The organism is Nostoc edaphicum CCNP1411 (genome assembly GCF_014023275.1).
GTDB lineage: Bacteria > Cyanobacteriota > Cyanobacteriia > Cyanobacteriales > Nostocaceae > Nostoc > Nostoc edaphicum_A.
This window is the reverse complement of sequence record NZ_CP054698.1, coordinates 1,599,595-1,620,006: the sequence shown is the minus strand read 5'-3', so window position 1 is coordinate 1,620,006 and position 20,412 is coordinate 1,599,595. Positions and strand designations below refer to the sequence as shown.

Genomic DNA, 20,412 nt, shown 5'->3' with positions numbered 1-20,412 from the left:
TTCGCTACTTATATGTTGAATTATCTTAGGTAAGCAAACAAGGGGAGGAGAAGACAATTCTCCTCCCCTTGTCTTTTGATTGACACCTTGAGAGTACCGCCTGAAATAGACTCTGCCACAATACTTTTCGGATAAGCCTAACAATCTCATCTTTTGGTCTGGGAAAAGGTTAAAGGGTAAGGGGAAAGGTGAATTCAAACCTTTTCTCTTACCCTTTAAGGGACTTCCAAATAAAAGAATACCCCACAAGATTGGGTCATTTATTTTTTGGAAGTCCCTAACCGAAAAGTATTGGACTCTGCCATAAAAGCTATTTGCTGGGTAAATTGGGATATAGAGCCAGAAAAATTTCTGTGTAAACTTGACCAGCAAATGGTATGAAAAACTATTATCAAGATTTTTTAATTCGTGATTGGGTGGAAAGCGATCGCACGAGAGCCGCTGAAGTCATCAGTTATGTATTATCAGAATACGGTCTAGGTTGGGAACCAAAGGGCGCTGACCGAGATGTGCTGCGAGTAGAGGAATATTATTTAGCTACTGGGGGAGAGTTTTGGGTAATTGAACACCAAAGCCAGTTAGTCGGTACTGGGGCATACTACCCCATACACCGAGGTGAAAAAGCTGTAGAAATCCGCAAAATGTATCTTTTGCCCAGCATCAGGGGTTTGGGATTAGGGAAATATTTGTTACAACAGCTAGAAGCAGCGATCGCAAAGCGTGGTTTTCAACAAATTTGGATTGAAACCGCCAGCGTTTTGGTGGAAGCAGTCAAGCTGTATGAAAGCAACGGCTACACTCCAGCAACGGGAGTAGAAACAACAAGGTGCGATCGCGTCTATTTTAAGTCATTAGTCATTGGTCATTAGTCATTGGTCATTGGTCATTGGTCATTGGTCATTGGTCAAGAGTTACTAGCTAAAGACAAATGACGGAGGACAAATGACAAAGGACAAATAACAAATAACAAATGCACACTTGGATTAAAAATCTCACAGGCTTACTAAATCTTTTTCTTCAATCCCATTGCCCTTTGTGTCAACGTGCAACCTCGCAAGAATTTTGTCAAAACTGCACCAGACAACTGCAAAAATGTCAACGTAAAGACCCAATTTCTCTATGGAAAGAGCCAATACCAGTTTTTGGCTGGGGGGAGTATGGTGGCCCCGTGAAACGAGCGATCGCGGCGATGAAATACGAAAATCAACCCCAAATAGCTCGTCCTTTGGGTCAATGGTTAGGAGAAGCATGGTTGTTAAATTCACCGAAGCGAGATAGCCAGCCTGTGGTAGTTCCCATCCCACTCCACGCTAGCAAGCAAAAGCAACGTAAATACAATCAAGCTGCACTCATTGCACAAAGCTTCTGCGAAATAACTGGATTAAAATTGAAACTAGACGGTTTAGCAAGAGTGCGAGAAACGGAAGCGCAATTTGGTTTATCGGTATCTAAACGAGAAAAAAACTTGGCCGAAGCTTTTGCTGTTGGGCAAGAATTTCGCGATCGTCCCCCAAGTGTCCCAGTGCTGTTAGTGGACGACATTTATACTACTGGTGCTACTGCCAGGTCTGCTGTGCAAACACTTCGTCAGTATGGAATTGTGGTCTTAGGAATAGTAGCAGTAGCCACTGCCGTCAAAGATGGATAAATCCAGAATTAATGGGCAAACTTTGACTTAAAAGTGGATGAATTGACCAATTAACCTTATTTTGTAGAAAAATTCCTTGAAGTGTATATGAATAAAGTTTTTGCGGCAGGTTTAAAACAACTCATCGTTATTCCTGCTACATTGCTGGCAATAGGCATCAGTACAAGTGCAGCTTTTGCTCAAAATAAATTGTATAGTCCAATACCTTTATCTAACAGCACTGAACTTGCCGATAGCCTCTCAGACAAAGACATTCCCACAGGTCAAGGTGGGTTTGCCCGTGATTACACAGTGAACTTGCAGAAGGGCGATAATTTAGCAGTTGACCTGTCATCTGAAAGCTTTGACAGCATTATCACACTGCTAGCACCTGATGGTTCGACTCTAGCAGAAAATGATGATGGCCCTGATGGTAGTAGCAATTCCTTACTATTTACTCGTATCGTAGAGACAGGGAATTATGTTATTCGTGTCCGTTCTTTTGGGGAAACTGGGGTTGGGGCTTTTAAACTCAAGGTGACAAAGCTTCAACCGATTAAATGAAGTGGGCATTGGGGAAGGTGGTAACCTATCTGGGGATAACTCACAGGTATAGGTATTTAACAAATGTGGCTGAAATAGGCTTTTTCCGTTGGTTGAGAACTCAAATTTTAATTTCTGATTTCCCACGCAAGAAAGAAATTTCGTTATTTGAACCACGTTTAGAACTCTGTTTGAGAGTGCCCACAAATGCCCAAAGAAAAAACCTACACCTGTTAGTCTAGGGATAAGGGGTAATGGGGATTGGGGATAGGTTATTCTCTTTATCCCCCTTATCTTCCTCATCTCCCTCGTACTAGGGTGTTGGCTTTGGAAGTCCCTCAATAATTTTTTGAGAATTGGGAAGATTATTAGTATCTACGATAATGCTGATATCGTTGTACTTAGAAAGTTCCTTCTCGGTTTGATTCACTATATTTGAGATAGTCATCTGTTTACCATCTATCGTAATACTTGTTTTAATAGTTGCAATACTAGTGAGAGTCTTATTTTTTAAGTCGATATAAGAGGTTAATAGTGTTAAATTTTTTTGAGCGTTATCTTCAAGCTTTAAGACTAATCTGAGAGACCCGCTCAATAAAGCAATACTAGAAAAAACAGTAAATACATTAATTACGTAATTATTCGCCTTTTTCCATCCCTCTTTGCTGATATAGAACAAGCATACTGATGCAATAATAGTTGAGGTGGAAAACGACATAATTGTTACAAACAACCATTGATAGTAAACTTTTGTCATAGCCGAATATTTTTTTTCCCTATTTTCAATAATCAAAAGTTGAGATAGCAACCTATCTTTCACTGGTGAAGCTTCTAAATTTTTTAAATTTTTCTTCTCGTCATAAGTTGGTACTTCGTTTTTACTAGCCTGTGTCCAAAAATTGGCTATATTGTTTTCATATAATATAGAGGCATATACGCCAAAACCTGCTAAAACAAGAAGACAAAGCGATAAACACAAATGACTATTTAGAGAAATTGTTGGCTTTTTATTATTTGATAATTTACCAGAAGAATCCTCTTCCACTGCATCAGTTGCTTGAGAGGAACTAATTTGAGTGATTGTTGACCGTGACATATTTTCTCTTTGGTTATACAGAAGTCTCTTCAACTATAAGGTTAACAACAGCATGTGAGGAAATTGTGAGTAACTAGTAATTAGACAATGTAGGCTAGAACTAGGGTGTTGACTCCGTGTGACTTTTTAATGCTTGAAAAGCCTATGTAACATAGACTTTGCGATCAAGTGGACACAAAAGTTGTATGAACTCCAAATGGGTAAATTCCATCAAAATGAACACTCTACCCTTGTCCTCCTGATCTTAAAAAACAGTCAATACGCAAAGAAATAAGGCTTCAGTCCACTCGACGACTGCGCCGTAAGTATCTCCAGTGTGTCCGCCTAGTTTGTGGTTGAACCATGCACCAGTTAAAGTAGCGATCGTACTTCCAGCAATTATCATTGCCAGTGCGAGAAATAGCTGCTGTTTATCTATCAGCACAAGTAAACCACTCAAACTCAACAACAACAACAATCCCGGTAACAAATCTTTGTAAGAACGAATAGCTTGTTTATGAAATGCACCTTTGCCAGTTGGTTTCAGGTAAGGGTATCGCGCGATCGCCACCTGCTGTCCCCAACGTCCCCAGCCACAAGCAGCCATCAGCAACAAACAACGGTTTTCTGGTATATCCGTCAAAGCTGTTATTTTCAGTATCACCAAGGCGATCGCAGCCATTGCCCCAAAGGCTCCTGTAGCACTATCTACCATCACCTCCAGTCGCCGATCTGGATCACCTACTGCTAAACCATCAGCAGTATCCATTGCCCCATCTAAGTGCAATCCTCCAGTTATGGCAATCCAAATACTTACTACCAAAGCACTACGAGTTAGCACGGGCATACCAAGATAATCCATCCCCGTATCCAGTAACCCTAAAATTCCCCCAATTATCAATCCTACAAGGGAAGCAAAATGTGCCACTCCCCGAAAGTCCAATCCGTTCAAATACGGTAGTGGAATACTTGTGTAAAATATAATACTAGCTGCCAGCTTTAACAGCAGCTTTTTCCACCACTGTTGCTGTTTCGTCATTTGGATTACATTAATTTTTGGTAAATTGCTGGATAATATCCTTGATCTTGGTACAACCGACATAACCAAATTTTAAAACTTTAGATAAGATTTACTTCTATCAGATATTCTCCTGGAAAATTTTGTTATGCTGGTCTAAGTGGCAATTAAGTAGTTTTGAGTAAATTTATATACAAAAATAAGTGATTTAGGAAGTTAAAATTCCATCAGGGAGCAAAATTTGCGTTTTGTATTCGTTAACTAAAAACTTACTCCAAATTGTTAGACGATTGCCCCATAAAATTGATATTTTTTTAAATGTAGGGAGTAAACAAGCTAATCGATTATGACAGTTTAGCTATGTTGTCGCTCTCCTTAGCTCAATCGCTATTTTCCTATGAGTCACCATCTACCCGACACCAGGATACCAGCTCCGTGCATTATTAACACGGGCATTATTGTGAATAAGCTCGACATCCGGCGATTGCTGGCAGATTTAGGTCGAGTCCACTACATCTACACCCACGAAGATAAGGTACTGAGCGAGGGTGAAGGGGATGTGATGGAAGTTTTTGCCAATCCGCAAAGGTCTACCTTAGTGGCTAACCATGCGCTATATTTGAATGTTTGTAGTTTTGATTACTTGGAACTAAAACAGTCACCGCAACAAGAAACCTACTTCGATTTGATGCAAGAAGGAGTGTGTCTGCGGTTGATTCCCCGCTCAACCCCCCTACAAGAACGACGAGAGCGAAGCTTCAATGTCAGCGCCATAGAAGCGATGATGGAGCAAGTACTCTCAGCCAGGTGGGATGCAGAAATCGACGATGACTGTTCTGATTCTTTCTAAAATAGCGACTGTTATACAAATTTATGTGAGGCTGCGCTTTATTGATGTAGGGGCAATTTATGAATTGCCCCTACATCGTATAGTTTTGTGTAAGTCCTATAGGCGCATCTTCAACAATCCAAAATGGCATGAGTGCGAATTTTTCTTTTCAATGTCTTGCTTGCTGTAGCGAAACCAAAGCTAGAGCAGGAGTGTTTTTCACCCCTCACGGTCTTGTAGAAACCCCCAGATTTATGCCAGTGGGAACGCTGGCAAATGTCAAAACTATCACCCCATCTCAGCTGCGAGATACTGGGGCGCAAATGATCTTATCCAATACTTATCATCTTCACCTACAACCAGGGGAAGCGATCGTAGCTGGGGGTGGTGGGTTACACAAATTTATGGGTTGGAACGGGCCAATGCTCACAGATTCGGGTGGGTTTCAGGTCTTCAGCTTAAGCGAGATGCGAAAAATTACTGAAGAAGGTGTAACTTTCCGTTCACCCCATGATGGACGAATTATTAACTTGACACCAGAACGCTCTATCGAGATTCAAAATACTTTAGGGGCCGATGTGATTATGGCCTTTGATGAGTGTCCGCCCTACCCAGCGACTCGCCAAGAGGTAGAAACCGCAACTGAACGCACTTACCGCTGGTTAGAACGCTGCATGACGGCTCATCAACACAGTGAACAGGCGTTGTTTGGGATTGTGCAAGGGGGCGTGTATTTAGATTTGCGTTGTCGTGCGGCTGAAGCTTTGGCTAAGTTGGATTTACCCGGATATGCCATTGGTGGCGTGAGTGTGGGAGAACCACCCGAATTGATGGCTGAGATTGTAAAAGTGACAGCACCGCTTCTACCGCCCGACAAGCCGCGTTATTTGATGGGTGTGGGTACTTATCGAGAAATGGCGATCGCGATCGCATCTGGTGTAGATTTATTTGATTGTGTAATTCCCACCCGCTGGGCCAGACATGGAACGGCAATAGTCAAGGGCGGACGCTGGAATTTAAAAAATGCTAAGTTTCGTGAAGATTTTACGCCATTAGATGAAACTTGTCCTTGTTACACTTGTCAAAATTTTAGTCGTGCTTACATATCTCATTTAGTGCGATCGCAGGAAATTTTAGCTTATACCTTGTTAAGCATTCACAACATTACCGAACTAATTCGCTTTACCCAGCATATTAGAGAAGCAATATTGAGCGATCGCTTCACCACAGAATTTGGTCATTGGCTCAACGAAGAAAGTGGAGATGAACAGTGGGAAGTCGAAGAATAGGGTATTAATGACCAATGACAAATGACCAAACCATGTTAAGATACTTCTCAATTATGAAAGCTGTGTTGGATAGGTGGATTTAAACAAACATGGAAGCAGCACTTTTATTAGCAAAACTGCCTGAAGCTTACCAAATCTTTGATCCTTTGGTGGACGTTCTCCCAGTCATCCCTGTATTCTTCTTGTTGCTTGCCTTTGTTTGGCAAGCAGCCGTGGGATTTAGGTAAGTTAATCTATTTTTCAATTTATAGGACAGGTACTCTACCTGTCCTATTTTTGTGATGCCATCTTTTATAAAGTTAATATTTATTAATATTTTGTAATGAATTAATATAATAAATAAGATGTGAATCAAGCCATGTCAATATGAAGCCTTGAAAGCCAAGCTTAGAGTCAAGGAGGAATCAGTTATGGGTAATATCAAGTTCGTTAAAGAAAATAAAGAAGTAGTGGCGGCAGATGGTGCTAATCTCCGGCTCAAGGCGATACAAAATGGGATTGATATATATACATTCATTGGCAAGATGACCAATTGCGGTGGTAATGGTCAATGTGGTACTTGCGTTGTCGAGATAGTTGAAGGATTAGAAAATCTTTCCCCCCGCACAGACGTAGAAAACCGGAAATTCAAGAAAAAGCCAGAAAATTACCGCCTTGCCTGTCAAACTTTAGTGAATGGCTCAGTTAGCGTAGTCACAAAACCTTAACAGTACCGGAAGTCCCCACCCTCAACTCTTAGTAGGATGGGGATGAATAGCGGGGGTTGAGGATTGCATCTAGAATTGATTTTAAACGAAGAGTCAAAACAAATTCGCTTATGGATGACGAATCCTGCTTGTTTTCCTGGTAAGATACTTAATATCTTGACCATCAATGCCATAAGCGAAAACCAAGCTAATTAGGTATATGTTGCAAGTAAAAAATTTGGGTCTTGGGAACCAGGACTCCTGCCCTTGGAGGGAATGTAAGACCAAAAAAACTGCGGAGTTTTTAAGGCTGTTCCCGATGAATTGGGAAGCTCAGACTTCAGCCGTAGGCAGGTCTGAGTAGTTCACGTTTTCACAATTTGTATCCAGTCAGTAGTCAAAATACTTACCAAAATTGAGTTTACTCATTTTGAATTTTGAATTTTGAATTTTGAATTTTGAATTGGTATAACTCTGTCATCTATGATGCTATCCTAATGTTGTTGACTGGAAATTCAAGAGAGGTTTTCTTGCCATGCAAGTTAATGACCTGGGGTTCATAGCGAGCATTTTGTTCGTACTCGTCCCCGCTGTGTTTTTACTAATTCTTTACATCCAAACTGCTAGCCGCGAAGGTGGAAAAGATAGTTAAGAGTTTGTGTATAAAATAAATAACCCCTGCACCAATAGTGTAGGGGTTTTTATTTATCAACCGTTAATTTAGTGCTGAGTAGTTAAACACAAGACAAATCTTGCTTCTTTACTATCCTAATTAGAACAATTCTTATACTCAGCACGTGCTAAACGCCCCGCTACCGCTAACAGCACTATTTACTTTAAGCGATTGTCCGAGCCAACAATACCGGACAAGTGGCATTAACTCGAACATAGTCAGACAAGGAAGAACCAATGAGTCTATCTATGTCAACAAAACTCTTAGCGATGGATGGACGGCGATCTGGAGAACCGAGTAATAATAAGTCTATATTCAACTCTTCTGCCAATCGACAAATTTCTTCACCGGGTTTGCCACTGCTGATATAAGAACGAGATTGGATACCCTGTTTTTCAGCTTCCGCAACGGCGGCTGCCAAAACTGGATTCTTGTCTGAGTTAACCTGAGTTATTTCCGATTTTTTACCGCCTAAATCTGTACTAATATTTGCCAAAATTAACTCGCCACCCTGAATATCTCGCAGTAGAAACAGTGCCAATTTCAAGCAGTTTTTTGATGAATCAGAGTTGTCGATTGCCACCATAATCCGCTTAATTCTTTTGACATAAATATCATCTTTTACCAGCAACATGGGGCGAGAAGATAGTTGAAAAACATACTGACTGACTGAGTTTGATAAAATCGATTGCAGCCGCTTCAGTCCGCGTGAACCCATAATAATCAAGTCAGCGTCGATTTCATCAGCTACTTGGCAAACTACATCTTTGGGATCGCCTTCGCGCAAAATTGAAGAAACCTCGCTAGGATCTAAGTTTAAAGTTTGAATGGCATTCGCCAGAATTTTACCACCATTTTCCCATTTACTTGTCATGGTAGCAGCGGTACTTTGTGCTTGAACAACATGCAAAATTGTAACTTTTGCAGATTGAATTGAAGGGATTTCTTTCAGGGTTTTGAGCATTTCTTCTGCGTGTCCCAATCCCGATACAGCTAGCAAAATTCTTTTTATCATCTTACGAATTTTTGTTAAGTTTACTTTTGTTTTCGCTGTTATTAATTGTCTGAGGTCAGATTTTAACCACCTTGCTCGACAACCTAGTTAGTAATTAGGCACAAACAAACTTTATTTTTTAGTATTTAACCCTCAAACAAATGGCAAAGTATAAGAAACTCAACAAATGTTTAAGTCTATTTGCACCTAGTTACTTAAATTATCAACTAGATTTCAATTATTAAGCATACTCTCAATTTAGCCTGAAGAACTTAATAAATTATGATGTTAGTTATCATTTTTAATCTATGTTCACTTTTTTTAATTAGAACTTAGTTAAGTATTGCAAAGAAATGCCAAAGTAATTCTTTAGGAAGATCGATTCAGTGTAATCTCTAACAGGCGATCGCTTCTAGCTTGATATAGTGTACACTACTCCTGAATTTCTCATATTCTCCGATTTTTTTTAAGTCTCTTGCAGTTTTTGTAACTCAGATAGGATTGCTATATCCAAACAGCAAAAAAATACGGATGTTCTAATAGTTAAAGTCATATTTCATACTATATTGAAACCCCCCAAATAGAATCTGGGGGGTTTGGTTGATTGCTTGTGAGATTTGCTTAACTTAACGTGAGTTCGATGAACCTCTCCCTCCCAGCCTCCCTCTCCGAAACAGAAAGGGAGAAGCAACGAAAAATTCAGCCTTTTGCTCCCCTCTCCGTGTCGGAGAGGGGTTGGGGGAGAGGTCAAATAAGACTTGTCGAACTCACGTTAACTTAGATGTGCTCCTGGTTGTCCGTTTTGGACTATAAAGGAAGCTAGGGTTTTAATAGAAGCATTCAAGTCAACAATGCTCGATACCACGCGGTAGTCACTTTGCCAGCGTTGTGGGGTAAGCTTGCAGCGGACGTATCCCCGGAAAGCACCATCAAAGAACTTGGTATGGGGATTGTTGGGTAGGGAAGCTAGAACTGGAGCAATGAATTGGGCAGGAAAGTCAGAGGTAATTGAAGTTCCTACGAACTCAGTGCCTACCGTCGGTGAGTTTGGGTTCTTAAAGTCAAGCTTTAGGTCGTTTACCCAACTAGAATGAATGTCTCCGGTAATCACCACTGGATTAGAAGGTTGGCGCTGGTTTAAAAAACTCAAGAGCCGATTACGTGCAGCCACGTAACCGTCCCACTGATCCACATTGAAGACACCTAAACCGGGATTACTATTAAAATTGTACTCGGCTAGTATAGTCTGTTGAGCAATCACATTCCAGCGCGATCGCGATTGGTCTAACCCTTTTTGTAGCCACTGCTCTTGTTTTGAGCCAGTCATCGTAGCATTTGTATCAAAAGCTTCGGGGCAGCGAGGTTTCAGCCCATCATCACAAGGTTGGTCACTGCGATATTGCCTGGTGTCTAGTACATTAAACTCAGCCAAATTACCGTAGGTGAACCGCCGATAAAGCAGCATATCTGGGCCGTTAGGCAATGAAGACCGACGTAAAGGCATGTGTTCATAGTAAGCCTGGTACGCATTGGCTCGCCGCTTCCTAAAAGCCTCTTGGGTTTGGTTATCTTCGGGGATTAAGTTGGCGTAGTTATTGTCAACTTCATGATCATCCCAAGTGACAATCCAAGGAAAAGCCGCATGAGCAGCTTGGAGATTCAAGTCAGTTTTGTACAGGGCGTGGCGATCGCGGTAGTCTTTAAGAGTAATTATTTCTGGACTATTATGCTGGCGCGGCCCACCAGACTGTGGCCCGTATTCGTAGATGTAATCACCCAGATGAACCACAAGGTCGAGATTTTCCTCAGCCAAATGTCGATAAGCCGTATAGTAGCCATTTTGCCAGTCTTGACAGGAGACAAAAGCAAAGTTCAGTTGTTGGGTATAGCTATAAAATGCTGGTGCTGTGCGAGTCCGTCCAATGGGGCTAGCTTCTCTACCAGCTTGAAATTGATACCAGTACCAACGGTCAGGGTCTAGTCCACGGACATCAACGTGAACTGAGTGTGCTAATTCTGGTGTCGCCAGCACTGTTCCTCGACGCACCACCTGTCTCATGTTTTCATCAAGGGCAACTTGCCACCGCACTGGGACATTTACGAGTGGCATTCCACCTCCAAAAAGTGGATTTGGAGCCAGTCGTGTCCAAATAACAACACCATCCGGTAAAGGGTCGCCAGAGGCAACACCAAGACTGAATGGATAGCCAGAAAACCTTGAGTTAGCTGATACTGGATGCCATTGGCTAGCGATTGTTAACCCCGTTAAGAATCCTGCACCCAACAAAAAACTCCGCCGTCTGCACCGATTTGCTAAGAGGCGATTGCCATCCATAAGTTCCATATTCACCTTTACCCAGATGTAAATACAGTTGGCATTCAGGAGAGTCAGTTGTCAAAAGCACAAATAATGCTTGATTTAACTGATTTCTCAATTGCCTGCTCAACCAAATACAAGGAACCTAGCAACCTCGGATCAAGCAGAAATTAAGATTTTGTTAACTTTAAGATTGGATTGGGGCATTGGACATGAGGGATTCAGACCCCAACTACAGCAGTTTGCTTTTTAAGTAAGCGACAAAATGCAGGACTCACGCATCAGATATAAAGAGTTTCTATCTCCTGCCTCCTGCCTCCTGCCTCCTGCCTCCTGCCTCCTAATTAAAATCTGCCATTTCCCTGAACAATATGCTTAACGGTGGTCAAAGTTTCCAGGCTGATAAATCCCCGGCGATGGCCTTTTTGGTTAGACATACCGAGAAACACTGAATCTCCCCGCGAGGGGTTGCGGGAAAAACGCGGGGAACTGTTGATGTAGGTAGAGGCACTGTTAACTCCTAAAGCAAACTGGCGACTTTCCTGGTAGGATTCAGTAACTATGGAGTCGGCATGACCACTGCTGTAGTGATTAATCCAGGCGATCGCACTCTCTAAGCTATCCACCAATTTAAAAGCTACTGTCCTCGTTAAATAAGGGTTTCCCCATTCGCCTTCCTTTACCAACTGCAACTGAGGAAAGGCTTCTACTAGTTCTGCATCCCCTTTAATTTCAAAGCCTTTTTCCATCAAGCTATTCCACAGAACTGCTAAAGATGATGGCAAGGCTTGACGATGAATTAGTACCTTTTCAATGGCGTTGGCTTGATCGGGTTCACTTTGATGGCTATCAAGAATCATCCAGCGTACCATTTCCAAGCTGCTATTCAGCGACCAGTAGAGATAACAGTTACCCATCGCTGACTTTAAAACTGGGCAAGTTGCTTGTCGTACAACCTGCTGCACTAAGCTGGGACGTCCGTAGGGAATCGCTAAATTCACGTACTCGTCTTGGGTAACTAAATCCCGAATTGAAGCACCATGTTCTGCTGTGATCAGTTCTACACAACCTGGTGTTAGACCAACTTCTGCGATCGCACTTTGCAATACTTCAGCGATCGCAGCGTTAGAATGGCTAGCTTCAGTACTGCCTTTGAGAATTATACTATTGCCAGTTTTGATACAAAAACCCGCTGCGATCGCTCCTAAATCGGGAAAGGCTTCATAAATAAATCCAATCACTCCCAAGGGCATTAACTGGGTGTAACTTTGGGAATCTTCTAGTTGATAATCAGCGGTTCTAACGCGCCGCAGCGGATCTGATAATTCCCCCAACCGTTGTAAAATGTCCACGGTCGTCTCTAGCCTTGTGGGAGTCAGCTTTAGCCAATCCAATATCAACTCTGGCACTGCCATTTCCCGACTGGCTTCTAAATCCAAGGTATTGGCTTCTAGAATGTCGTCAAATGAGCGCTCAAGAGCCTGTGCCATCGCTAATACTGCACGACTCCGGTCTGCTCCTTTTGTGATCCCCAACTTTAGGGAAGCTTGATACGCTCGTTGGGCACTAGTAATCGGTTCGGGGTGGTCATCCAAAACTTCAACAGTCATTGAGTTAACGTCTGTAGGTAAGCCAGACCATTAGTGCTGGCAGAATAGCCAATAGTACCGCCACCATTGCCCAAGCAATAATGCTGGAACTATTTGCCAATCGCAGTGCTAATGGCAGCCATATAATCACTAGCACGAAAATAATGCCAAGTGCTATAGGCAGATAGCTTTCTCCCAAGCGGGGATGGACAACATGCCAACTATTTCCCATCCAACGCCAAGCCCGCTTATAGGGATAGGTGGTAGAAAGCTGTTCTAGGACATGACCATTATCTTCTACTACAAAGATTTGCTGACAGCGATCGCAACCAAATGCTTCTGTCAGCGTAATCGGAATTAACTGACCCCGGCGACGACAGGGACAGGGGTATTCGGTATTGAAGTCGATTTTTTCAGGTTTTTGAGATTGCACAAGCGTTCTAATAACTTGAGCGTGTTTTACACGAACTACGAGAATATAATGTCTTGGTAAATGCCTGATCAGGCTTCTTTCTTTATATAGATGGGCAGGTTATGCAAACATTGCCATGATTGCAAACAGTAGATGCAGCCAACTTTAAGTATCTTAATTGCCATCTCAGTACGGGGTTCTCTGTTTGTAGTCTTTCCCCATAGCTGGCAATCTTATTGAAAAATTTCCTTCTCTTCATCTGTCGCTTTCAAGGTAAGTGGTTGCGTTTTTGGGCATTGATTATGCTGACACACCTGGTACAATTTTAAGCCTACGTGGCGACCACTCCTAAAACAAATCGTTTGGGAAGGCTACGCTGATAAACAACAGACACCAATAAACCCTAGATTTTCCTTGGGGTTACTATATATTACTATCCAGTTATCAAGGTTAGATCGGGATTATCTCCAATCTGTATTCCTTGCAGTTCATAAGCGTTTCAAGAGCGGGAATTGGCAAAACATCCAGAGAATGTGTGTGACTCTTTGCCCAAATAGATTGTGGCTAACTTCACTGCGAAAAGACGTTTTGCACCTGACAACATTATAAGTAGCCACCTTTAGTCCAGTGAAATCACCCTCTACGAAACAAATTGATTACACCTATAAAGATTGTACTCAAGCTAATGAATATCTAAACTAATGTGAAGCTGGGTTTTATATTTCTTAGCAAGTGGGTAACACAATTTGAGTGGGCAATATTCAAATTGGGAGAGTAGACGATTTGTTTGCTCGATCTGTCCACAGGATTGAAGAGTGAATCGACGAACACTGAAATGCACCCTAAAAACACTAAAACCTCTTAGAATTTTTAACTCTAAGAGGTTTTATCTGGAAGCGGGTGACGCGATTCGAACGCGCGACATTCACCTTGGCAAGGTGACGCTCTACCACTGAGCTACACCCGCAATCAATTGCCATATATCAATATCTCAGATTTATCCTTGATTGTCAACCCCTTTATTTATTTTAGTCATTAGTCATTAGTCATTAGTCATTAGTCATTAGTCATTAGTCATTAGTCATTGGTCATTAGTCATTAGTGAATGACAAAGGACAAAGGACAAATGACTAATGACTCATTTAGCCTAGTTCTTCTGACTCCGCAGTTAAATTGCCGATGCTGGCACTTTGAAAAGAGGCTGGCAAAGACTGGCTATTACGAGAATATGGCTCTGCCAGGTTAGAACGCAGTTGCCGCATGAGGCTTGCCATTTCTAGGGCATTCAAGGCATAATCCCAACCATGATTACCTTTGATGCCTGCCCGTTCTAAGGCTTGTTGCATGGTGTCTACTGTCAAAATGCCAAAAATTACTGGCACTCCAGTTTGAAAGCTAGCGGCGGCAATGCCTTTAGAAACCTCGGCGGATACGTAATCAAAGTGGGGTGTTTGCCCTCGAATAACTGCACCTAGACAAATTACAGCATCATAACGATGGGAAAGTGCTAGTTGCCGAGCTACTAAAGGTACTTCAAAACTTCCTGGCACCCAAACATAGTCCACCTGATTACCTTGCGGGTTAGGATCTACACCGTGGCGTTTCAAACAATCTTGACAACCCTCTAGCAGCTTTCCGGTAACGAGGTCATTGAATCGACCAATAACCACTGCAAAACGCAAAGGTTCCGTTTGAGTAAAAGTTCCCTCGAAAACTGCCATGACTGCCTCTTTATCAACTATACTTCTGGCCAATATACATTTCTTATTTAAATGTAGAGGAGCAGGAAAGCCTGGTCAGGATGAAGGAACCAGGAAAAAGAAAAAATTTCTTGTTTCCCTTAACCTTTGACCTTGGCTTTTCTGCTCCTCTAGTTCTTATATTATGTGCCTGCGCCAGAGCGAAGCCGTCGCCTACACGACAAAAAAGTTTAACAAACCAACTAAAAACACCAAACCAATCCAGACACCAGAGCCAACCCAGAGCAGTTTTTTAGATTCACCCCAATTTTGGGGAGTAGCGTAAGCAACTGGAACGCCCACAACTAGGACAAAGGACAACAGGACTAGACCTATCAAGGCAAATTGGAATATTATGGTCATTTTTGCTTCTCCCAATACAGCGAAATACTAAGGATAGAATATCCTAAAGGGCGACACTGACACTTTCTTATTATTTTTAAGCTAGCAGAAATTGCAACATTTTAGTCATTTGTCCTTTCGTCTAAGTAGCAATGACTAATGGCTAATTGAACTATGGATGTAATTCTTTGCCACACAACAGCAGATTTTGACACACTAGGAGCGGCGGTAGGGTTAACACGCCTACTACCAGGAAGTAAGATTGTGCTGACTGGCGGTTCTCACCCTCCTGTAAGGGATTTTTTAGCATTACATCGGGATGAATATCCGTTGATTGAACGCCGTTCGGTGAATCCAGAAAAAATTCGTTCTCTAACTGTGGTGGATACACAACTGCGTGATCGCTTGGGTAAAGCTGCTGAGTGGTTAGATTTACCCCATCTTGGAGAGATTATAGTTTATGACCACCACTTAGGACAAGAATCAGATATTCCAGCCACGCGATCGCATCTTTCTTCAGTAGGAGCCGCTACAACTCTCATTGTGGAGCAATTGCAACAACAGGAAATTTCTCTCACTCCTGCCGAAGCCACGGTAATGGCTTTGGGTATCCACGTTGACACTGGCTCCTTGACCTTTGACCAATCCACACCACGGGATGCCTTAGCTTTGGCTTGGTTGATGCAACAAGGTGCAAGTTTATCGGTAATTTCTACCTACCGTGACCCTGGCTTGTCTTTGCAATTGCAACAGTTATTAACTGAATCTCTAGAAAATTTAGAATATCTTTGCCTGCGTGGATATACTGTTGCTTGGGTAATTCTGAAAACAGATGCTTTTGTGCCAGGGCTATCGAGTTTAGCTTCAGAACTCGTGGAATTAACCGAAATTGATGCCATACTGCTGGCTAATGAGTATACTTTCGGTGAAAATGATTCACGCTTAACTATAATTGGGCGATCGCAAATTCCCAAAACAAATCTTAATCTATTATTCCAACTCTTGGGCGGCGGCGGTCATTCACAAGCCGCATCACTAAATCTAAGAGGAGTTGATTCACAAGCAATATTAAAACAACTTCTTGACGGAGTAAAAGCGCAAATTCCCCACCCCCTCACCGCTAGGGATTTGATGTCTTCTCCTGTCCGCACGATTCTACCTGAAACCACAATTGCCCAAGCGCAACGCATTTTGTTGCGCTATGGACACTCTGGTTTATCTGTAGTCGATAATCAAAAACAATTAGTAGGCATTATTTCGCGCCGGGATCTTGATATTGCCCTGCACCACGGCTTTAGTCATGCGCCGGTGAAGGGCTACATGACAAGAAATCTGAAAACAATTACACCAGATACAACACTGCCACAAATTGAAGCGCTGATGGTGACTTATGATATCGGACGTTTGCCAGTATTGGAGAATGAGCAGTTAGTTGGTCTTGTCACTCGTACTGATGTCTTGCGGGAATTACATCAGGAAAGGGATGAAAATGGAGAAGGGGGAGAGGAAAAATTCAAAATTCAAAATTCAAAATTCAAAATTCCTCTTAGCACTGAGTTACAAAATAAACTTGCTCCTCAGTTATGGCAATTACTCACCACAGCATCGCAAGAAGCCGAAAAACGGGGTTGGCATCTTTATCTTGTGGGGGGTGCGGTGCGGGATTTGCTGTTAGCGGAAGCAACATCAGACACTTTGATGATTAAAGATATTGATCTTGTAGTTGATGGCTTTCACAAATCAGCAGATGTTGGCGCTGGTGTGGAACTAGCAAAAGCACTCCAACAACTTTACCCTGCGGCTCGTTTAGAAATCCACGGGGCTTTTCAAACTGCTGCTTTGTTGTGGCACAAAGACCCAGAATTAGATTCTCTTTGGGTAGATATTGCCACGGCTAGAACAGAGTTTTATCCTTACCCGGCGGCGAATCCAGAAGTTGAGGCGAGTTCCATTCGTCAAGACTTGTATCGTCGAGATTTTACCATTAATGCGATCGCTTTGCGGCTCACCTCTCCCCGCTCTGGTGAATTACTCGATTTCTTTGGCGGTTTACTTGATTTACAAGCTAAACAAATTCGGGTTTTACACCCTAACAGCTTTATCGAAGATCCCACCCGCATTTATCGCGGCGTGCGCTTTGCCGTGCGCTTCGGATTTGAAATAGAACCACAGACTGAAGAGTTTATTCGCTATGCCATCAACAGTGGTGTTTACGATCGCACTTCCCAAGAGAATACCAAAACTCCAGCCCTACAAACTCGACTTAAAACAGAATTAAAGCACATCCTAGAAGCGCCCTACTGGAAATCAGCTTTGCAGTTACTCGATAATTTAGGGGCATTACAATGTATCCATCCTACCCTCAAACTAAATGCTTTACTCTTGCGACAATTACGTTTGTTAGAACTCTGTTTGCGGCGATTTGATGCTGAACAAACTTTCATTCACTGGCAAATGCGTCTAGAAGCATTAATCGCCCACCTAGCACCTGAATATCGAATGAAAGTCGCACAAAATTTGCAATTACAAGACGATAGCATTGTTAGGTTGAAGAACTTAGTTCAAAGCTTTAGTCAAGTAATAGAATCTTTACCCACTTTTCAACGCCCCAGTCAAGTAGTACAGTTGTTGCGACAATATGATTTACCAATGCTGATTTTAATTGCTTTGCAAAGTCCGCGATATATTAGACATCAAATTTGGGAATATTTAACAGTTTGGGCGAATGTGCAGCCACTATTGAATGGCAATGATTTAAAGAAACTTGGTTACAAACCAGGGCCCCAGTATCGGCAAATATTAGATGATGTAGTTGCTGCTACCTTAGATGGAGTAATTAAAGATAGGACTGAAGCTGAGGAGTTTTTAGCACAACACTATCCTAAATGAATTAGTGAAGCGATCGCTCATATATTTGTGGAGTGTTGAGCAATAGATTATAAATTCAAGTTTCATCATCAGGCGGATCATTCTCATCAGGTTTGATAGCTTGTATAACCTGTTGAACTATCTTTGGGTGTAATACTTTTCCTGAATGAAAAGGAATGACAACCCTGATATTTTCTAGGCGATAGACTCTGTGACTGCCTTTACTTCTAATCTGTATAAAGCCAGCATCCAATAATAGTTTTTCCGCTTCCTTGGCATTTAGTCGCGGTAGTTTAGGCAACCTGAACCTCTAAAGTCATAGTCAGGATTTCCTTCTTTAAAAGTTCCTGTTTCTCTGATTCTGATAGAGTTTCTAGGTAAACTTCAACAGCTTCTTTAATATTTGAGCTTACTTCTTCCAAAGAATCACCTTGACTTTGACAGCCTGGAAGTTCTGGAGAATAAGCGTAATAGCCATCTTCATCTTTTTCGATAATAATGTTTACTTTGTAAAACATAAAATAATCTAACTATTATGATGAGAATTCAATCTTAACATTCTTCTTAAAATATAAGTTGTACTATAGGAATACGGTTTGATTTATGAAGACATACGTAGGGTGTGTTAGCGACAGCGTAACGCACCAAACCCTCTATAATGGTGCGTTACGAACTCCGTTCTAACACACCCTACAATACCTAATTTTGTTCAAAAATCAAATATGATTCCTATATATTGATTAACGCTTTATAAAAACAGGCGATCGCCTACGACACGCTATGCGATTATTATATTAGTCTAAATTGTATCTGGATCAATATTTAACTCTCGCAATTTTGCTGCCAAACGTTCTACTCTTTCTTGCGCTTGTGCTTTTACTATGGTTTCTTGTGCCTGCACGATGGTTTCTTCAGGTGTCAGTACTAATTGTCTATCAGGTGTGAACCAACGTAATAATCCCTGATGAATTCCCAAATATAACCCTAATTGTTTACTCCACAAATGCCCTTGTGCATTCGCTTGTAGAGGTTGATATTCTCCATCTACTAAATGAAATCCGGCAAATTCTAATGTATATGGGTCAAACCAAAAATAATCCGGTGCGCGAAAAGTATCTTGATAAATTTTTTTCTTTATACCTTTGTCTGTTTGGGCTGTTGATTCGGACATAATTTCTACGACGACATGGGGATATTTGCCATATTCTTCCCACACTACCCAACTTTTGCGGACTTTACGTTCTGTTTCTAATAAGCTGTTACGCAGCTAAATTTAATAAACAGCATTACCTTTATTTTTAATTTTGCGTTCCCATTTAATAATAAGACCTCCTTCATTTAACAATTTATTTAACAACTCTTCTAGCTGTGATACTGACTCGAACAATCTATGAGCTATATATTCTTTTGCTGAATGCCAAACCAATTCAATCAAATTATAATCTGGACTATAAGGTGGTAGAAATTCCAGGATAATATTTGGCATTTCTGCCTTGATACGAACTAAAATATCTTTTCTTTTATGGAAGCTGGCATTATCTAAGATAATCACTATTTTCGCAGAACATTTATTGAAAGTCTCAATTCTATTTCCTTGCTCTATCCATTCTTGCAATAGAAAATTATTCAAAGATTGAAGCTGCTCATAAAATACATCGGCATTTCCTTTTTTAATCACAAAATTCATTCTCTTCTTGTCGTGATAACGTAACCCTCCCATAATATTTACTCTTCCTCTTCTTCTTTGACCTGTGATTTGTTTCCTTGTACCTTTCTTACCCCAGTTTTTTCTTCTTATCACTCTTAAACTAAATCCACTCTCATCCCAAAACCATACCTGTAAACGCTCTGGGGCTTCCTTTGTTATTCTTAAGTATTCTGACAATTTTTCTTTAAATGCCTTACGCATTTCAGGATTCTGTTTGTCCTCTAGGCTGTATTTTGCCCAAAGGTAAACGTACTTTTTTTCGCTCTAATATTCTCCCAACTTGTGAACCACTTAACTTAATTCCTGTTATCTTTTCGAGGTATGTAGCTAGTCTTGCTGCTGTCCAACGACCAAATTCATACCCATACTCTAGTGGCTCTTTTTCAATTATTTCTAATAATAAATCCTCATATTCTTTGGTAACTTTGCGGAAGTTCCCTTCTCTTCTTCCATCTAAAAAACTTTCTAGGTTATCTGGATCGCCGTGAACTGCCCAATATGCTACTGTTGGATATGCAATATCTAAAAACTTACTAATCTCTTGATAAGTTTTTCCATCATTCATTAATAATAAAATCAGAATCTTTTCTCTTACGTAGGGATTTTCATGCTCTTTTAGCGTTTTTAGTAGCCTTTCCTTCTGCTCTTGGGAAAGATGATTTTTTGCTGGCATAGATGGCTGATACTAAATTAATTACTTAAT

19 protein-coding genes, 1 tRNA gene and 2 pseudogenes are annotated in these 20,412 nt (G+C 41.3%); 9 read left to right on the top strand and 13 right to left on the bottom strand.

Annotated elements, in window-relative coordinates; all coding sequences use genetic code 11:
- Positions 1-377: 377 nt before the first annotated feature.
- From HUN01_RS09510 to HUN01_RS09500, 3 genes are all read left to right on the top strand, one after another.
- Positions 378-869 (top strand): GNAT family N-acetyltransferase, encoded by a 492-nt coding sequence (locus tag HUN01_RS09510; protein ID WP_181931050.1) that lies wholly within the window; start codon positions 378-380, stop codon positions 867-869.
- A gap of 101 nt (positions 870-970) precedes the next feature.
- Positions 971-1,648: a ComF family protein gene (locus HUN01_RS09505; protein ID WP_181931049.1), complete on the top strand. Its 678-nt coding sequence runs from the start codon at positions 971-973 to the stop codon at positions 1,646-1,648.
- Positions 1,649-1,735: 87 nt separating this feature from the next.
- Positions 1,736-2,191, top strand: a complete 456-nt coding sequence (locus HUN01_RS09500) for a PPC domain-containing protein (protein WP_069072758.1) — start codon at positions 1,736-1,738, stop codon at positions 2,189-2,191.
- A 292-nt stretch (positions 2,192-2,483) separates the two neighbouring features.
- On the opposite strand, the gene HUN01_RS09495 is transcribed toward HUN01_RS09500, so the two are convergent.
- A complete protein-coding gene (locus tag HUN01_RS09495) occupies positions 2,484-3,266 on the bottom strand; it encodes a hypothetical protein (protein ID WP_181931048.1) in 783 nt (260 codons plus the stop codon).
- Between the two features lie 244 nt (positions 3,267-3,510).
- The gene (gene cobS / locus HUN01_RS09490; protein ID WP_181931047.1) at positions 3,511-4,284 is read right to left on the bottom strand and encodes an adenosylcobinamide-GDP ribazoletransferase; all 774 of its coding nucleotides are present in this window, start codon (positions 4,282-4,284) and stop codon (positions 3,511-3,513) included.
- A gap of 376 nt (positions 4,285-4,660) precedes the next feature.
- On the opposite strand from cobS, the gene HUN01_RS09485 reads away from it, so the two are divergent.
- The 5 genes from HUN01_RS09485 (at position 4,661) to psbM (ending at position 7,719) form a co-directional block, all read left to right on the top strand.
- A complete protein-coding gene (locus tag HUN01_RS09485; RefSeq protein ID WP_181931046.1) occupies positions 4,661-5,113 on the top strand; it encodes a hypothetical protein in 453 nt (150 codons plus the stop codon).
- A gap of 128 nt (positions 5,114-5,241) precedes the next feature.
- Positions 5,242-6,381: a tRNA guanosine(34) transglycosylase Tgt gene (tgt, locus tag HUN01_RS09480; RefSeq protein WP_181931045.1), complete on the top strand. Its 1,140-nt coding sequence runs from the start codon at positions 5,242-5,244 to the stop codon at positions 6,379-6,381.
- An 89-nt stretch (positions 6,382-6,470) separates the two neighbouring features.
- Positions 6,471-6,608 (top strand): photosystem II reaction center protein K, encoded by a 138-nt coding sequence (locus tag HUN01_RS09475; protein WP_006195022.1) that lies wholly within the window; start codon positions 6,471-6,473, stop codon positions 6,606-6,608.
- Positions 6,609-6,791: 183 nt separating this feature from the next.
- Positions 6,792-7,088 (top strand): 2Fe-2S iron-sulfur cluster-binding protein, encoded by a 297-nt coding sequence (locus tag HUN01_RS09470; protein ID WP_181931044.1) that lies wholly within the window; start codon positions 6,792-6,794, stop codon positions 7,086-7,088.
- Between the two features lie 514 nt (positions 7,089-7,602).
- Entirely contained in the window at positions 7,603-7,719 is a 117-nt protein-coding gene (psbM, locus tag HUN01_RS09465; protein WP_084227279.1) for a photosystem II reaction center protein PsbM, read from the top strand.
- A gap of 184 nt (positions 7,720-7,903) precedes the next feature.
- Here the strand turns inward: psbM and HUN01_RS09460 are convergent, their stop codons facing one another.
- The 7 genes from HUN01_RS09460 to psbZ form a co-directional block, all read right to left on the bottom strand.
- Entirely contained in the window at positions 7,904-8,755 is an 852-nt protein-coding gene (locus tag HUN01_RS09460; RefSeq protein ID WP_069072754.1) for a universal stress protein, read from the bottom strand.
- A gap of 751 nt (positions 8,756-9,506) precedes the next feature.
- Positions 9,507-11,078, bottom strand: coding sequence for an alkaline phosphatase D family protein (locus HUN01_RS09455; RefSeq protein WP_181931043.1), 1,572 nt, complete (start codon positions 11,076-11,078; stop codon positions 9,507-9,509).
- 317 nt (positions 11,079-11,395) lie between these two features.
- Positions 11,396-12,661 carry a glutamate-5-semialdehyde dehydrogenase gene (locus HUN01_RS09450; RefSeq protein ID WP_181931042.1) on the bottom strand — a complete coding sequence of 422 codons (1,266 nt, stop codon included), beginning with the start codon at positions 12,659-12,661 and terminating at the stop codon, positions 11,396-11,398.
- A 4-nt stretch (positions 12,662-12,665) separates the two neighbouring features.
- A complete protein-coding gene (locus tag HUN01_RS09445) occupies positions 12,666-13,073 on the bottom strand; it encodes a hypothetical protein (RefSeq protein WP_069072751.1) in 408 nt (135 codons plus the stop codon).
- Between the two features lie 874 nt (positions 13,074-13,947).
- A tRNA-Gly gene (locus tag HUN01_RS09440) sits at positions 13,948-14,019 on the bottom strand.
- 175 nt (positions 14,020-14,194) lie between these two features.
- A complete protein-coding gene (gene ribH, locus HUN01_RS09435) occupies positions 14,195-14,773 on the bottom strand; it encodes a 6,7-dimethyl-8-ribityllumazine synthase (RefSeq protein WP_094346524.1) in 579 nt (192 codons plus the stop codon).
- A 192-nt stretch (positions 14,774-14,965) separates the two neighbouring features.
- The gene (psbZ, locus tag HUN01_RS09430) at positions 14,966-15,154 is read right to left on the bottom strand and encodes a photosystem II reaction center protein PsbZ (RefSeq protein WP_179068007.1); all 189 of its coding nucleotides are present in this window, start codon (positions 15,152-15,154) and stop codon (positions 14,966-14,968) included.
- Positions 15,155-15,307: 153 nt separating this feature from the next.
- Between psbZ and HUN01_RS09425 the strand changes: the two genes are divergently transcribed.
- On the top strand, positions 15,308-18,022 hold the full coding sequence (locus tag HUN01_RS09425; protein ID WP_181931041.1) for a CBS domain-containing protein: 2,715 nt from the start codon (positions 15,308-15,310) through the stop codon (positions 18,020-18,022).
- A gap of 55 nt (positions 18,023-18,077) precedes the next feature.
- Here HUN01_RS09425 and HUN01_RS09420 read toward each other — a convergent pair whose 3' ends face one another.
- The 4 genes and pseudogenes from HUN01_RS09420 to HUN01_RS09405 all read right to left on the bottom strand — a co-directional run bounded on the left by HUN01_RS09420 (position 18,078) and on the right by HUN01_RS09405 (position 20,382).
- Positions 18,078-18,302 (bottom strand): type II toxin-antitoxin system HicA family toxin, encoded by a 225-nt coding sequence (locus HUN01_RS09420; protein WP_181931040.1) that lies wholly within the window; start codon positions 18,300-18,302, stop codon positions 18,078-18,080.
- Entirely contained in the window at positions 18,295-18,519 is a 225-nt protein-coding gene (locus HUN01_RS09415; RefSeq protein ID WP_181931039.1) for a type II toxin-antitoxin system HicB family antitoxin, read from the bottom strand. The genes HUN01_RS09420 and HUN01_RS09415 overlap by 8 nt, the downstream gene beginning before the upstream one ends.
- Positions 18,520-18,800: 281 nt before the next feature.
- A pseudogene (locus tag HUN01_RS09410) lies at positions 18,801-19,256 on the bottom strand (Uma2 family endonuclease); the annotation flags it as partial.
- 18 nt (positions 19,257-19,274) lie between these two features.
- A pseudogene (locus HUN01_RS09405) lies at positions 19,275-20,382 on the bottom strand (IS630 family transposase).
- Between the last annotated feature and the right edge of the window lie 30 nt (positions 20,383-20,412).

Excerpts from the sequence above, each read along its gene's own strand:
- HUN01_RS09510 (WP_181931050.1), top strand. The coding sequence starts at position 378 with ATGAAAAACTATTATCAAGATTTTTTAATTCGTGATTGGGTGGAAAGC.
- HUN01_RS09505 (WP_181931049.1), top strand. The coding sequence starts at position 971 with ATGCACACTTGGATTAAAAATCTCACAGGCTTACTAAATCTTTTTCTT.
- HUN01_RS09500 (WP_069072758.1), top strand. The coding sequence starts at position 1,736 with ATGAATAAAGTTTTTGCGGCAGGTTTAAAACAACTCATCGTTATTCCT.
- HUN01_RS09495 (WP_181931048.1), bottom strand. The coding sequence starts at position 3,266 with ATGTCACGGTCAACAATCACTCAAATTAGTTCCTCTCAAGCAACTGAT.
- cobS (WP_181931047.1), bottom strand. The coding sequence starts at position 4,284 with ATGACGAAACAGCAACAGTGGTGGAAAAAGCTGCTGTTAAAGCTGGCA.
- HUN01_RS09485 (WP_181931046.1), top strand. The coding sequence starts at position 4,661 with ATGAGTCACCATCTACCCGACACCAGGATACCAGCTCCGTGCATTATT.
- tgt (WP_181931045.1), top strand. The coding sequence starts at position 5,242 with ATGAGTGCGAATTTTTCTTTTCAATGTCTTGCTTGCTGTAGCGAAACC.
- HUN01_RS09475 (WP_006195022.1), top strand. The coding sequence starts at position 6,471 with ATGGAAGCAGCACTTTTATTAGCAAAACTGCCTGAAGCTTACCAAATC.
- HUN01_RS09470 (WP_181931044.1), top strand. The coding sequence starts at position 6,792 with ATGGGTAATATCAAGTTCGTTAAAGAAAATAAAGAAGTAGTGGCGGCA.
- psbM (WP_084227279.1), top strand. The coding sequence starts at position 7,603 with ATGCAAGTTAATGACCTGGGGTTCATAGCGAGCATTTTGTTCGTACTC.
- HUN01_RS09460 (WP_069072754.1), bottom strand. The coding sequence starts at position 8,755 with ATGATAAAAAGAATTTTGCTAGCTGTATCGGGATTGGGACACGCAGAA.
- HUN01_RS09455 (WP_181931043.1), bottom strand. The coding sequence starts at position 11,078 with ATGGAACTTATGGATGGCAATCGCCTCTTAGCAAATCGGTGCAGACGG.
- HUN01_RS09450 (WP_181931042.1), bottom strand. The coding sequence starts at position 12,661 with ATGACTGTTGAAGTTTTGGATGACCACCCCGAACCGATTACTAGTGCC.
- ribH (WP_094346524.1), bottom strand. The coding sequence starts at position 14,773 with ATGGCAGTTTTCGAGGGAACTTTTACTCAAACGGAACCTTTGCGTTTT.
- psbZ (WP_179068007.1), bottom strand. The coding sequence starts at position 15,154 with ATGACCATAATATTCCAATTTGCCTTGATAGGTCTAGTCCTGTTGTCC.
- HUN01_RS09425 (WP_181931041.1), top strand. The coding sequence starts at position 15,308 with ATGGATGTAATTCTTTGCCACACAACAGCAGATTTTGACACACTAGGA.
- HUN01_RS09415 (WP_181931039.1), bottom strand. The coding sequence starts at position 18,519 with ATGTTTTACAAAGTAAACATTATTATCGAAAAAGATGAAGATGGCTAT.